The sequence below is a fragment of the Paraburkholderia sp. BCC1876 genome (genome assembly GCF_902833695.1).
In the GTDB taxonomy this organism is placed as follows: Bacteria; Pseudomonadota; Gammaproteobacteria; order Burkholderiales; family Burkholderiaceae; genus Paraburkholderia.
Genome location: NZ_CADFGI010000015.1, coordinates 160,800 through 175,345, shown reverse-complemented (window position 1 = coordinate 175,345; position 14,546 = coordinate 160,800). Strand labels below are relative to the sequence as shown.

Here is a 14,546-nt window from a genome sequence, read left to right as displayed (position 1 = left end):
TGATGACCATAGCGAGTCGGTACCACCCCTTCCCATCCCGAACAGGACCGTGAAACGACTCCACGCCGATGATAGTGCGGATTGCCCGTGTGAAAGTAGGTAATCGTCAGGCTCCCTAGCAGAAAGCAGAAACCCCACCCTAAAAGGTGGGGTTTCTGTCGTTTACGGCAGGGCTGAATTCACTATAAGTGAGAGCTATGAGTTTGGAACGGTCAAGCAAGCCTTGACAGCGAGCGGTTGTTCCCTCATAATCATCAGTTCTCTGCGGAGGGGTGCCCGAGTGGCTAAAGGGGGCAGACTGTAAATCTGTTGGCTTACGCCTACGTTGGTTCGAATCCAACCTCCTCCACCAGAATGCAAGTTGTAGCGGTTGTTGGGATCCATGAGTTCTTGCGGGTGTAGCTCAATGGTAGAGCAGAAGCCTTCCAAGCTTACGACGAGGGTTCGATTCCCTTCACCCGCTCCAGCAACACAAAAGTAGCGCCCATGTGGCTCAGTGGTAGAGCACTCCCTTGGTAAGGGAGAGGTCGGCAGTTCGATCCTGCCCATGGGCACCAGAAGTCTCGGTGATTGTTTGCGCGCGGCGCAACGTACGGATAAATCCTCTTAGGAGTCGAAAATGGCCAAGGGTAAGTTTGAGCGGACCAAGCCGCACGTGAACGTCGGCACGATCGGTCACGTTGACCACGGCAAGACCACGCTGACGGCAGCGATCACGACGGTTCTGACCAAGAAGTTTGGCGGCGAAGCGAAGGCGTATGACCAGATCGACGCGGCGCCGGAAGAAAAGGCGCGTGGTATCACGATCAACACGGCACACGTCGAGTACGAAACGGCTAATCGCCACTACGCACACGTCGACTGCCCGGGTCACGCTGACTATGTGAAGAACATGATCACGGGCGCCGCGCAGATGGACGGCGCGATCCTGGTGTGCTCGGCTGCAGACGGCCCGATGCCGCAAACGCGTGAGCACATCCTGCTGGCGCGTCAGGTTGGCGTTCCGTACATCATCGTGTTCCTGAACAAGTGCGACATGGTGGACGACGCTGAGTTGCTGGAACTGGTCGAGATGGAAGTTCGCGAACTCCTGTCGAAGTACGACTTCCCGGGCGACGACACGCCGATCATCAAGGGTTCGGCCAAACTGGCGCTGGAAGGCGACACGGGCGAGCTGGGTGAAGTGGCGATCATGAGTCTGGCCGACGCGCTGGACACGTACATCCCGACGCCGGAGCGTGCAATTGACGGCGCGTTCCTGATGCCGGTGGAAGACGTGTTCTCGATCTCGGGTCGCGGCACGGTGGTGACGGGTCGTATCGAGCGTGGTGTCGTGAAGGTCGGCGAAGAAATCGAAATCATCGGTATCAAGCCGACGGTGAAGACGACCTGCACGGGCGTGGAAATGTTCCGCAAGCTGCTCGACCAGGGTCAGGCAGGCGACAACGTTGGTATCCTGCTGCGCGGCACGAAGCGTGAAGACGTGGAGCGTGGCCAGGTTCTGGCGAAGCCGGGTTCGATCAACCCGCACACGCACTTCACGGCTGAAGTGTACGTGCTGAGCAAGGACGAAGGTGGCCGTCACACGCCGTTCTTCAACAACTATCGTCCGCAGTTCTACTTCCGTACGACGGACGTGACGGGCTCGATCGAGTTGCCGAAGGACAAGGAAATGGTCATGCCGGGCGACAACGTGTCGATCACGGTGAAGCTGATCAACCCGATCGCGATGGAAGAAGGTCTGCGCTTTGCAATTCGCGAAGGCGGCCGTACGGTCGGCGCTGGTGTGGTTGCCAAGATCCTCGAGTAACGCCAGATAGTTCTCGTTGATCGGTAGTTTCGGGGTTGGCGAAGTCGTCAGCCCTAAATGGTTTAGGGGTATAGCTCAACTGGCAGAGCGTCGGTCTCCAAAACCGAAGGTTGGGGGTTCGATTCCCTCTGCCCCTGCCAAATCTCGCGTCATATGTGGCGCTTCGTTAAGGTGTTATGGCGAATCCTTCCGTCGAAACTGTAAATACATCCAGCGACAAGCTGATGCTCGTCGCGGGCGTATTGTTGGTCTTGGCCGGGTTCGTGGGGTTCTTCTGGCTCAACGGCCAGGAATGGTACATCCGCGGAGCTGCCTTGGCTGTTGGAGCGATCGCGGGTGTTGTTGTCGGTCTTCTATCCGCGCCTGGCAAGGGTTTCATCGCTTTCGCCAAAGATTCATACAAGGAAGTCCGGAAAGTTGTCTGGCCAACTCGCAAAGAGGCGACCCAAACAACGCTCGTCGTATTCGGCTTCGTGTTCGTCATGGCTATTTTTCTTTGGGTGAGTGATAAATCCATTGAATGGGCGATTTTCTCGGTGATTCTGGGTTGGAAATGATATGAGTGATACTCCGGCATCCCCGAGCGGCAAGCGTTGGTATGTGGTGCACGCCTACTCCGGAATGGAGAAGAGCGTGCAACGTGCGCTTCAAGAGCGTATCGAGCGCGCTGGCATGCAGGACCAGTTCGGTCAGATCCTCGTGCCGACTGAAGAAGTAGTTGAGGTGAAGGGCGGTCACAAGTCTGTGACCGAACGTCGTTTCTTCCCGGGCTATGTGCTTGTGGAAATGGAAATGACTGACGAAACGTGGCACCTTGTGAAAAATACGGCAAAGGTTACGGGTTTCGTTGGTGGTGCGCGCAATCGACCAAGTCCGATTTCTCCTCGAGAAGTCGAAAAGATCATGTCGCAAATGCAGGAAGGTGTGGAAAAGCCGCGCCCGAAGACCCTGTTCGAAGTAGGCGAGATGGTGCGAGTGAAGGACGGTCCGTTCACGGATTTCAACGGCAGTGTCGAAGAAGTGAACTACGAAAAGTCGCGCGTTCGTGTTTCCGTTACAATTTTCGGCCGCGCAACGCCGGTCGAGTTGGAATTCGGCCAAGTCGAAAAGTTGTGATCCAGAATTTTGCGGGGCGAGCCGATCGGTACGCCCCGTATTTCGTGCTTACGGTCCGCGTAATGACCGTTGAGGAGCGCAAGTAGTCAATCTTTTGACGAACGCGCGCTACTACTCACTGAACGTTCGCATGCATAAAAGCAGCGTTCCAACGAGGTTTTCAACATGGCAAAGAAAATCATTGGCTTTATCAAGCTGCAGATTCCTGCAGGTAAAGCCAACCCCTCGCCGCCGGTCGGCCCGGCACTGGGCCAGCGTGGCCTGAACATCATGGAGTTCTGCAAGGCGTTTAACGCGCAGACTCAAGCTATGGAACCGGGTCTGCCGATTCCAGTTGTGATTACCGCGTTCGCGGACAAGAGCTTCACGTTCGTTCTGAAGACGCCGCCGGCTACCGTTCTGATCAAGAAGGCAGCGAAGATCGACAAGGGTTCGAGCAAGCCGCATACCGACAAGGTCGGCACGATCACCCGCGCTCAAGCTGAAGACATCGCCAAGACAAAGATGCCTGATCTGACGGCAGCTGATCTGGACGCAGCGGTCCGCACGATCGCTGGTAGCGCCCGCTCGATGGGCATCACCGTGGAGGGCGTGTAAATGGCTAAGCTTTCGAAGCGTCTGCAAGCATTTGCAGCCAAGGTTGACCGTCAAAAGCTGTACGCAATCGACGAAGCTCTGTCGCTCGTGAAGGAATGCGCAAGCGCGAAGTTCGACGAGTCGATCGACGTCGCAGTGCAACTCGGCATTGACGCGAAAAAGTCGGACCAAGTGGTTCGTGGTTCGGTCGTGCTGCCGGCAGGTACCGGTAAGTCGGTCCGCGTTGCTGTGTTTGCGCAAGGCGAAAAGGCCGAACAAGCACGCGCAGCTGGCGCAGAAATCGTCGGCATGGAAGATCTGGCTGAACAAGTCAAAGCTGGCAAGCTGGACTTCGACATCGTGATCGCTTCGCCGGACACGATGCGCGTTGTCGGTACGCTCGGTCAGATCTTGGGCCCGCGCGGCCTAATGCCGAATCCGAAGGTTGGCACGGTTACGCCGGACGTAGCAACCGCAGTGAAGAACGCCAAGGCTGGTCAGGTGCAATTCCGTGTCGACAAGGCCGGTATCATCCACGCAACGATCGGCCGGGCTTCGTTCGAGCCGACGGCTCTGCGTAGCAACCTGAACGCTCTCGTCGACGCGCTGCAAAAGGCGAAGCCGGCAACGAGCAAGGGTGTATACCTGCGTAAGGTTGCGCTGTCGAGCACGATGGGTGTTGGCGTTCGCGTCGACCAGGCATCGATCGCAGCGCAGTAAGAAATTTCATCGCCTCGATGGAAATCGAGGCGGTTTTATGGGCTTTGGGCGGTTGCGAAATGGCAGTCTGCATTAAGCAACCGGTTGTCAAAGACCGTTGGCGGGCGCGCATCAGGTAGGCGGGTCCTTAATGCAAGCCAACGCAGATGGCGAACCCGAAAAGGTTTTGTAGTGATGAAGCTGGTTGATGCCTGCAGAGATGCAGGCGTCAGGCGGTCGAAATACTCCTGACTGGTCGGACGCCGTTATTGAACGCGGTACACAAGGCGCACGCTGCGTGTATCGAATCTGGAGGTTAACCGTGCCACTTAACAAAGAAAGCAAGCAGGCCGTCGTCGCTGAGGTTGCCGCGCAAGTCGCGAAAGCCCAGACCGTGGTTCTGGCTGAGTATCGTGGAATCGCGGTTGGCGATCTGACCAAGCTGCGCGCGAAAGCGCGTGAGCAACAGGTTTACCTTCGCGTGTTGAAGAACACGCTGGCGCGTCGCGCTGTCGAAGGTACCCCGTTTGCTTCGCTGGCAGAGCAGATGACTGGTCCCCTGATCTACGGCATCTCGGAAGATGCAATTGCAGCTGCTAAGGTCGTCAACGACTTCGGCAAAACCAATGACAAGTTGATCATCAAGGCTGGTTCCTACGAAGGCAAGGTGATGGACAAGGCTGGCGTGCAAGCGCTGGCGAACATCCCGAGCCGCGAAGAACTGCTCTCCAAGCTGTTGTACGTTATGCAAGCACCTGTTTCCGGCTTTGCGCGCGCTTTGGCCGCGCTGGCAGAAAAGAAACAAGGCGAAGAAACCGCTGCGTAACGCACTTCAGTCGAGCGTGATTGATCGCTGGCTGTATCCGAATTCAATTTAGGAGTATTTCAAATGGCAATCGCAAAAGAAGACATCCTCGAGGCAGTAAGCTCGATGTCGGTTCTGGAACTGAACGAACTGGTTAAGGCGTTCGAAGAAAAGTTTGGCGTGTCGGCAGCTGCTGTTGCAGTGGCAGGCCCGGCAGGCGCAGCTGCGGCTGTTGCTGAAGAGCAAACCGAATTCACGGTCAACCTGACGGAAGTCGGCGCGAACAAGGTTTCGGTCATTAAGGCTGTTCGCGAACTGACGGGTCTCGGCCTGAAGGAAGCGAAGGACCTGGTCGACGGTGCACCGAAGCCTGTTAAGGAAGCGGTACCGAAGGCTGCTGCTGAAGAAGCCAAGAAGAAGCTGGAAGAAGCCGGCGCGAAGGCTGAAATCAAGTAAGTTTCAGCGCGTTGTGCGAAGGCTGGCGGTTTTCCACCGCCGGCCTTTTTGTGCTTTGTGGGGGGCGCGTTTTTGCATGGCATTTTCGGCAAGAACGTGACTCCCAGAAGCCAAAGAAAACCGCCTATCGGCAACATTGACCGGCGTTTCTCTTTGTCTTCTGAAGCGACTGCAGAAGGCAAGTTTGGTCGGGTAGCGGGCAACACAGGCATCCGCTGCCGTCAGCCAGCGGTTGGTAGCGGCCAACCACCAAGCTTCTAGGCTCGTTCAAGCCATCGGACGGCCATCGGGTCTCAGTCGGTGAACACTCGGGTTGTCTCATCAAGGTATCCTGCCTCGACAACAATGCCCGCCGTGATTCGGAGATCGTATGCAATATTCCTTCACCGAGAAGAAGCGCATTCGCAAGAGTTTTGCGAAGCGCCCCATCGTTCACCAAGTACCTTTCCTGCTGGCTACCCAGCTTGAATCATTCAGCACGTTTCTGCAAGCAGACACGTCGTCTACGCAACGCAAGCCGGAAGGCCTGCAGGCTGCGTTTACTTCCGTTTTTCCGATTGTTTCGCACAACGGGTTTGCTCGTCTAGAGTTCGTCAGCTACATGCTGTCGCCGCCGGCATTCAACATCAAAGAATGTCAGCAGCGAGGTTTGACTTACTGTTCGGCACTGCGCGCGAAAGTGCGCCTGGTGCTGCTCGACAAGGAATCGCCGAGCAAGCCAGTCGTCAAGGAAGTGAAGGAACAAGAAGTCTACATGGGCGAAATTCCGCTCATGACGCCGACCGGTTCGTTCGTTATCAACGGTACGGAGCGTGTGATTGTTTCGCAGCTCCACCGTTCGCCAGGCGTGTTCTTTGAACACGACAAGGGCAAGACGCACAGCTCGGGCAAGCTCCTGTTCTCGGCACGTATCATTCCTTACCGCGGTTCGTGGCTCGATTTCGAGTTCGACCCGAAGGACGTGCTGTACTTCCGCGTCGACCGTCGTCGCAAGATGCCGGTCACGATTCTGCTGAAGGCAATCGGCCTCACGCCGGAACAGATCCTCGCAAACTTCTTCGTGTTCGACAATTTCACGCTGATGCCGGAAGGCGCGCAGATGGAATTCGTGCCCGAGCGTCTGCGTGGTGAAGTCGCGCGTTTCGACATCACGGACCGTGACGGCAACGTGATCGTCCAGAAGGACAAGCGGATCAACGCGAAGCACATTCGCGATCTGGACAGCGCCAAGACCAAGTTCATCTCGGTGCCGGAAGATTATCTGCTCGGCCGCGTGCTTGCGAAGAACGTTGTCGACGGCGACACCGGTGAAGTCATCGCGAACGCGAACGACGAAATCACCGAAACCGTCCTCGAAAAGCTCCGCGAATCGAAGATCAAAGATATCCAGACGCTCTACACGAACGATCTGGACCAAGGTCCGTACATCTCGTCGACGCTGCGTATCGACGAAACCGCGGACAAGATGGCCGCACGTATCGCGATCTACCGCATGATGCGTCCGGGCGAACCGCCGACCGAAGAAGCGGTCGAGGCGTTGTTCAACCGTCTGTTCTACAGCGAAGACGCTTACGACCTGTCCAAGGTGGGTCGTATGAAGTTCAATCGTCGCGTGGGTCGCGACGAGATCATCGGGCCGATGACGCTGCAAGACGACGACATCCTCGCCACGATCAAGATCCTGGTCGAACTGCGTAACGGCAAGGGCGAAGTGGACGATATCGACCACTTGGGCAATCGTCGTGTCCGTTGCGTCGGCGAACTGGCGGAAAACCAGTTCCGCGCAGGTCTCGTGCGTGTCGAACGTGCTGTGAAGGAACGCCTCGGCCAGGCCGAAAGCGAAAACCTGATGCCGCACGACCTGATCAACTCGAAGCCGATTTCGTCGGCGATTCGCGAGTTCTTCGGTTCGTCGCAGCTGTCGCAGTTCATGGACCAAACGAACCCGCTGTCGGAAATCACCCACAAGCGCCGTGTTTCGGCACTTGGCCCGGGCGGTTTGACGCGTGAACGCGCTGGCTTTGAAGTCCGCGACGTGCACCCGACTCACTACGGTCGCGTGTGCCCGATTGAAACGCCGGAAGGTCCGAACATCGGCCTGATCAACTCGCTCGCTCTGTACGCGCACCTGAACGAATACGGCTTCCTCGAAACGCCGTATCGCAAGGTCGTGGATAGCAAGGTGACGGATCAGATCGACTATCTGTCGGCGATCGAAGAAGGCCGTTACGTGATCGCTCAGGCGAACGCGGCGGTGGCTGCCGACGGCTCCCTGACCGACGAACTGGTGTCGTCGCGTGAAGCGGGCGAAACGCTGATGGTCACGCCGGACCGCATCCAGTACATGGACGTGGCGCCGTCGCAGATCGTGTCGGTGGCAGCATCGCTGATTCCGTTCCTCGAGCACGATGACGCGAACCGCGCATTGATGGGTTCGAACATGCAGCGTCAGGCTGTGCCGTGTCTGCGTCCTGAAAAGGCCGTGGTCGGTACGGGTATCGAACGCACGGTGGCAGTCGACTCGGGTACGACGGTTCAGGCATTCCGCGGCGGTGTGGTCGATTACGTCGACGCAGGCCGTATGGTGATCCGCGTGAACGACGACGAAGCCGTTGCTGGCGATGTCGGCGTGGACATCTACAACCTGATCAAGTACACGCGTTCGAACCAGAACACGAACATCAACCAGCGCCCGATCGTGAAGGTCGGCGATATCGTGTCGCGTGGCGACGTGCTGGCTGACGGCGCATCGACCGATCTCGGCGAACTGGCTCTCGGCCAGAACATGCTGGTCGCGTTCATGCCGTGGAACGGCTACAACTTCGAAGATTCGATCTTGATCTCGGAAAAGGTGGTTGCTGACGACCGCTATACCTCGATCCACATCGAAGAACTGAACGTCGTGGCTCGCGACACGAAGCTCGGACCGGAAGAAATCACGCGCGACATCTCGAACCTGGCTGAAGTGCAACTCGGCCGTCTCGATGAGTCGGGCATCGTCTACATCGGCGCTGAAGTCGAAGCAGGCGACGTGCTGGTCGGTAAGGTCACGCCGAAGGGCGAAACCCAACTGACGCCGGAAGAAAAGCTGCTGCGTGCGATCTTCGGTGAGAAGGCTTCGGACGTGAAGGATACGTCGCTGCGCGTACCGTCGGGCATGAGCGGCACGGTCATCGACGTGCAAGTGTTCACGCGTGAAGGCATTCAGCGCGACAAGCGTGCGCAACAGATCATCGACGATGAACTGAAGCGTTATCGCCTCGACCTGAACGACCAGCTGCGCATCGTGGAAGGCGATGCGTTCCAGCGTCTCGCACGTATGCTCGACGGCAAGGTCGCGAACGGTGGTCCGAAGAAGCTGGCGAAGGGCACGAAGATCGACCAGGCTTACCTGCAAGATCTGGATCACTACCATTGGTTCGACATCCGCCTCGCGGACGAAGAATCGGCGGCACAGCTCGAAGCCATCAAGGACTCGATCGAACAGAAGCGTCACCAGTTCGATCTGGCGTTCGAAGAAAAGCGCAAGAAGCTCACGCAAGGCGACGAACTGCCGCCGGGCGTGCTGAAGATGGTCAAGGTGTATCTGGCAGTCAAGCGCCGTCTGCAACCTGGCGACAAGATGGCCGGCCGTCACGGTAACAAGGGTGTCGTGTCGAAGATCGTGCCGATCGAAGACATGCCGTACATGGCCGACGGCCGTCCGGCTGACGTCGTTCTGAACCCGCTCGGCGTGCCGTCGCGGATGAACGTGGGTCAGGTTCTCGAAGTGCATCTGGGTTGGGCCGCGAAGGGTCTCGGCTGGCGTATCGCCGAAATGCTGCAACGTCAGGCGAAGATCGCTGAACTGCGCGAATTCCTGATCAAGATCTACAACGAGTCGGGCCGCGCTGAAGAGCTGGACAGCTTCACCGACGACGAAATTGTCGAACTGGCAAAGAACCTGCGCGAAGGCGTGCCGTTTGCAACGCCGGTGTTCGACGGTGCGACGGAAGAAGAAATGTCGCGCGCGCTGGATCTGGCATTCCCGGACGACATCGCGAAGAACCTCGGCATGACGCCTTCGAAGAATCAGGTTCGTCTGTACGACGGCCGCACGGGCGAAATGTTCGAACGTACGGTGACGGTCGGCTACATGCACTACCTGAAACTGCACCACTTGGTCGACGACAAGATGCACGCGCGTTCCACGGGCCCGTACTCGCTCGTGACGCAGCAGCCGTTGGGCGGTAAGGCGCAGTTCGGTGGCCAGCGTTTCGGCGAAATGGAAGTGTGGGCGCTCGAAGCGTACGGCGCATCGTACGTGCTGCAAGAAATGCTGACGGTGAAGTCGGATGACGTGACAGGCCGGACCAAGGTGTATGAGAACCTGGTCAAGGGCGATCACGTGATCGATGCAGGCATGCCGGAATCCTTCAATGTGTTGGTGAAGGAAATCCGCTCGCTGGGTATCGACATCGACCTCGACCGCAACTAATCGGACTACGGAGAGAAGGCAATGAAAGCTCTGCTCGATCTATTCAAGCAAGTCCAACAACCCGAAGTTTTTGACGCGATCAAGATCGGTCTGGCGTCGCCAGACAAGATCCGTTCGTGGTCGTTCGGCGAAGTGAAGAAGCCGGAAACCATCAACTACCGGACGTTCAAGCCGGAACGCGATGGTCTGTTCTGCGCGAAGATCTTCGGGCCGATCAAAGACTACGAATGCCTTTGCGGCAAGTACAAGCGCCTGAAGCACCGTGGCGTGATCTGCGAGAAGTGCGGCGTCGAAGTGACGCTGGCGAAGGTGCGTCGTGAACGGATGGGCCACATCGAGTTGGCCTCGCCGGTCGCTCACATCTGGTTCCTGAAGTCGCTGCCGTCGCGTCTGGGCATGGTGCTCGACATGACGCTGCGCGACATCGAACGCGTGCTGTACTTCGAAGCCTATGTGGTGATCGATCCGGGCATGACGCCGCTGAAAGCGCGGCAGATCATGACCGAAGAGGATTACTACAACAAGGTCGAAGAATACGGTGACGAATTCCGTGCCGAGATGGGCGCGGAAGGCGTTCGCGAGCTGCTGCGTGCGATCAACATCGACGAACAGGTCGAGATGCTGCGCACTGAACTCAAGAACACGGGTTCGGAAGCGAAGATCAAGAAGTACGCGAAGCGCCTGAAGGTGCTCGAGGCTTTCCAGCGTTCGGGCATCAAGCCTGACTGGATGGTGCTCGAAGTGCTGCCGGTGCTGCCGCCGGAACTGCGCCCGCTGGTGCCGCTGGACGGCGGCCGTTTCGCGACGTCGGACCTGAACGACCTGTATCGCCGTGTGATTAACCGTAACAACCGGCTGAAGCGTCTGCTCGAACTGAAGGCGCCTGAAATCATCGTCCGCAACGAAAAGCGGATGCTGCAGGAAGCCGTCGATTCGCTGCTCGACAACGGTCGTCGCGGTAAGGCCATGACCGGCGCGAACAAGCGTCCGCTGAAGTCGCTCGCTGACATGATCAAGGGTAAGGGCGGTCGTTTCCGTCAGAACTTGCTCGGTAAGCGCGTTGACTATTCGGGCCGTTCGGTGATCGTGGTCGGCCCGACGCTCAAGCTGCATCAGTGCGGTCTGCCGAAGCTGATGGCGCTCGAACTGTTCAAGCCGTTCATCTTCAACAAGCTCGAAGTGATGGGTGTCGCTACCACCATCAAGGCTGCGAAGAAGGAAGTCGAGAACCAGACGCCGGTGGTGTGGGACATCCTCGAAGAGGTGATCCGCGAACATCCGGTCATGCTGAACCGTGCGCCGACGCTGCACCGTCTTGGCATTCAGGCTTTCGAGCCGGTGCTGATCGAAGGCAAGGCAATCCAGCTGCACCCGCTCGTTTGCGCGGCGTTCAACGCCGACTTCGACGGTGACCAGATGGCTGTTCACGTGCCGCTGTCGCTGGAAGCGCAGATGGAAGCGCGCACGCTGATGCTGGCGTCGAACAACATTCTGTTCCCGGCCAACGGCGATCCGTCGATCGTGCCGTCGCAGGATATCGTGTTGGGCCTGTATTACGCGACCCGCGAGGCAGTGAACGCCAAGGGCGAAGGCCTGACGTTCACCGGCGTCTCGGAAGCGCTGCGTGCGTACGAGAACAAGGAAGTCGAGCTGGCCTCGCGCGTCAACGTGCGGATCACGGAAATGGTCCACAACGAAGACAAGTCGGAAGGTGCGCCGGCGTTCGTGCCGAAGATCTCGCTGTACGCGACGACCGTCGGCCGTTCGATCCTGTCGGAAATTTTGCCGCCGGGCCTGCCGTTCACGGTGCTGAACAAGCCGCTGAAGAAGAAGGAAATCTCGCGTCTCATCAACACCGCATTCCGCAAGTGCGGTCTGCGCGAAACGGTGATTTTCGCCGACCAGTTGATGCAGATGGGTTTCCGTCTGGCAACACGCGCTGGTATCTCGATCTGCGTCGACGACATGCTCGTGCCGCCGCAGAAGGAAACCATCGTCGGCGACGCCGCGAAGAAGGTGAAGGAATACGACCGTCAGTACATGTCGGGTCTCGTCACGTCGCAAGAGCGCTACAACAACGTGGTCGACATCTGGTCGGCAACGTCGGAAGCGGTCGGCAAGGCGATGATGGAACAGCTGTCGACGGAACCGGTGGTCGATCGCGACGGCAACGAAACGCGTCAGGAATCGTTCAACTCCATCTACATGATGGCGGACTCGGGTGCTCGTGGTTCCGCAGTTCAGATTCGTCAGCTGGCCGGTATGCGTGGCCTGATGGCGAAGCCGGACGGCTCGATCATCGAAACGCCGATTACGGCGAACTTCCGTGAAGGCCTGAACGTGTTGCAGTACTTCATCTCGACCCACGGTGCACGTAAGGGTCTGGCTGATACGGCACTGAAGACGGCAAACTCGGGTTACCTGACGCGTCGTCTCGTCGACGTGACGCAGGATCTGGTGGTGGTCGAGGACGATTGCGGTACGTCCAACGGCGTCGCCATGAAGGCGTTGGTCGAAGGTGGTGAAGTCGTCGAAGCGCTGCGTGACCGTATCCTGGGTCGCGTGACGGTGGCTGACGTCGTCAATCCGGAAACGCAGGAAACGCTGTACGAAACGGGCACCTTGCTCGACGAAGATGCGGTCGAAGAAATCGAACGCCTCGGCATCGACGAAGTGCGCGTGCGTACGCCGCTGACTTGCGAAACGCGTTACGGTCTGTGCGCAGCCTGCTACGGCCGCGACCTGGGCCGCGGCTCGTCGGTCAACGTCGGTGAAGCAGTTGGCGTGATCGCTGCTCAGTCGATCGGTGAACCGGGCACGCAGCTCACGATGCGTACGTTCCACATCGGTGGTGCGGCGTCGCGTGCGGCAGTGGCTTCGTCGGTTGAAGCGAAGTCGAACGGTACGGTGCGTTTCACGGCAACGATGCGTTACGTCACCAACGCGAAGGGCGAGCAGATCGTCATCTCGCGTTCGGGCGAAGCGATGATTACCGACGACCACGGTCGCGAGCGCGAACGTCACAAGGTGCCGTACGGCGCGACGCTGTTGCAACTCGACGGCGCGCAGATCAAGGCTGGCACGCAACTGGCGCAGTGGGATCCGCTGACGCGTCCGATCATCACCGAGTGGGGCGGTACGGTGAAGTTCGAAAACGTCGAAGAAGGCGTGACCGTTGCGAAGCAGATCGACGATGTGACGGGTCTGTCCACGCTGGTCGTGATCGACGTGAAGCGTCGTGGCTCGCAAGCTGCGAAGACGGTGCGTCCGCAGGTCAAGCTGCTCGACGCGAACGGCGACGAAGTCAAGATCCCGAACACCGAGCACTCGGTGCAGATCGGCTTCCAGGTCGGCGCTCTGATCACCGTGAAGGACGGTCAGCAAGTGCAGGTCGGTGAAGTGCTCGCACGGATCCCGGTTGAATCGCAGAAAACGCGTGACATTACCGGTGGTCTGCCGCGTGTGGCCGAACTGTTCGAAGCGCGCTCGCCGAAGGACGCCGGCATTCTGGCGGAAGTCACGGGCACGACATCGTTCGGTAAGGACACGAAGGGCAAGCAGCGTCTCGTTATCACGGACCTCGAGGGCAACCAGCACGAGTTCCTGATCGCGAAGGAAAAGCAGGTTCTGGTGCACGATGGTCAAGTCGTCAACAAGGGCGAAATGATTGTCGACGGGCCGGCTGATCCGCACGACATTCTGCGTCTGCAGGGCGTCGAAGCGCTGGCGCGCTACATCGTGGACGAAGTGCAGGACGTGTATCGTTTGCAGGGCGTGAAGATCAATGACAAGCACATTGAAGTGATCGTCCGTCAGATGCTGCGCCGCGTGCAGATCGTCGACAACGGTGACACGCGTTTCATCATGGGCGAACAAGTCGAGCGTTCGGATATGCTCGACGAGAACGACCGGATGGCTGCGGAAGATAAGATCCCGGCAACGTACGAAAACGTCTTGCTCGGTATTACGAAGGCGTCGCTGTCCACCGACTCGTTCATCTCGGCGGCATCGTTCCAGGAAACGACCCGCGTGCTGACCGAAGCGGCGATCATGGGCAAGCGCGACGACCTGCGTGGTCTGAAGGAAAACGTGATCGTCGGCCGTCTGATTCCGGCCGGTACGGGTCTCGCGTTCCACAAGGCGCGCAAGAGCAAGGAACTGTCCGACCGCGAGCGTTTCGATCAGATCGCAGCGGAAGAGTCGTTCGAATTCGGTACGCCGGAAACCCCGGCCGCCGAACAGCAACACTCCGGCGAATAAGTGCGAGCGGCGAAAGCCGCTTTCACTGAACGCTGACAAAGCCGCCCGGTTTCGACCGGGCGGCTTTTTTTTGCGCTTTAATCGGGCACGTCGATCGTGAACGGTCGATTTGACGTGACGCTGTGGATCTTTGGATCAGTCATCACCTGTAAAAGCGTATCGCTTTCCACGTTCATTCCTCGACTGGTTTTCTTACCGGTCTCCGTGCCGCGGCTCGGCATTTCAGACTCCTCCTATGTTGGCTAACGACCACCTTCCCTAGCATGCGGGGCCGTCGTCGCGATGTGGCCGTAAGCAGTCGAATATCGCGTCGACATCACGCTAACCCGCGCGATGCGGACGCTCAG

9 protein-coding genes, 4 tRNA genes and 1 rRNA gene are annotated in these 14,546 nt (G+C 58.3%); all 14 read left to right on the top strand.

Annotation, left to right across the window (positions count from 1 at the left end; translation table 11 throughout):
* A 5S ribosomal RNA gene (rrf, locus tag HWY05_RS35130) occupies positions 1-112 on the top strand; the annotation flags it as partial.
* Positions 113-266: 154 nt separating this feature from the next.
* Positions 267-352: transfer RNA gene (locus HWY05_RS35125), tRNA-Tyr, on the top strand.
* 40 nt (positions 353-392) lie between these two features.
* Positions 393-466, top strand: a tRNA-Gly gene (locus HWY05_RS35120).
* A gap of 16 nt (positions 467-482) precedes the next feature.
* Positions 483-557, top strand: a tRNA-Thr gene (locus HWY05_RS35115).
* 62 nt (positions 558-619) lie between these two features.
* Positions 620-1,810 (top strand): elongation factor Tu, encoded by a 1,191-nt coding sequence (gene tuf, locus HWY05_RS35110; RefSeq protein ID WP_035554720.1) that lies wholly within the window; start codon positions 620-622, stop codon positions 1,808-1,810.
* 64 nt (positions 1,811-1,874) lie between these two features.
* Positions 1,875-1,950: transfer RNA gene (locus tag HWY05_RS35105), tRNA-Trp, on the top strand.
* 36 nt (positions 1,951-1,986) lie between these two features.
* A complete protein-coding gene (secE, locus tag HWY05_RS35100; protein WP_035554723.1) occupies positions 1,987-2,367 on the top strand; it encodes a preprotein translocase subunit SecE in 381 nt (126 codons plus the stop codon).
* A gap of 1 nt (position 2,368) precedes the next feature.
* A complete protein-coding gene (gene nusG, locus HWY05_RS35095; RefSeq protein WP_007180147.1) occupies positions 2,369-2,926 on the top strand; it encodes a transcription termination/antitermination protein NusG in 558 nt (185 codons plus the stop codon).
* A gap of 165 nt (positions 2,927-3,091) precedes the next feature.
* Entirely contained in the window at positions 3,092-3,523 is a 432-nt protein-coding gene (gene rplK, locus HWY05_RS35090) for a 50S ribosomal protein L11 (protein WP_035554725.1), read from the top strand.
* Positions 3,524-4,222, top strand: coding sequence for a 50S ribosomal protein L1 (gene rplA / locus HWY05_RS35085; RefSeq protein WP_035554727.1), 699 nt, complete (start codon positions 3,524-3,526; stop codon positions 4,220-4,222). It begins immediately after the preceding gene.
* A 301-nt stretch (positions 4,223-4,523) separates the two neighbouring features.
* A complete protein-coding gene (gene rplJ, locus HWY05_RS35080; protein WP_035554729.1) occupies positions 4,524-5,027 on the top strand; it encodes a 50S ribosomal protein L10 in 504 nt (167 codons plus the stop codon).
* 63 nt (positions 5,028-5,090) lie between these two features.
* Positions 5,091-5,462, top strand: coding sequence for a 50S ribosomal protein L7/L12 (gene rplL / locus HWY05_RS35075; protein ID WP_035554731.1), 372 nt, complete (start codon positions 5,091-5,093; stop codon positions 5,460-5,462).
* 370 nt (positions 5,463-5,832) lie between these two features.
* A complete protein-coding gene (gene rpoB, locus HWY05_RS35070; RefSeq protein ID WP_035554732.1) occupies positions 5,833-9,939 on the top strand; it encodes a DNA-directed RNA polymerase subunit beta in 4,107 nt (1,368 codons plus the stop codon).
* Between the two features lie 21 nt (positions 9,940-9,960).
* Complete coding sequence (gene rpoC / locus HWY05_RS35065; protein ID WP_035554735.1) at positions 9,961-14,199, top strand: DNA-directed RNA polymerase subunit beta'; 4,239 nt, start codon at positions 9,961-9,963, stop codon at positions 14,197-14,199.
* Positions 14,200-14,546 lie beyond the last annotated feature (347 nt).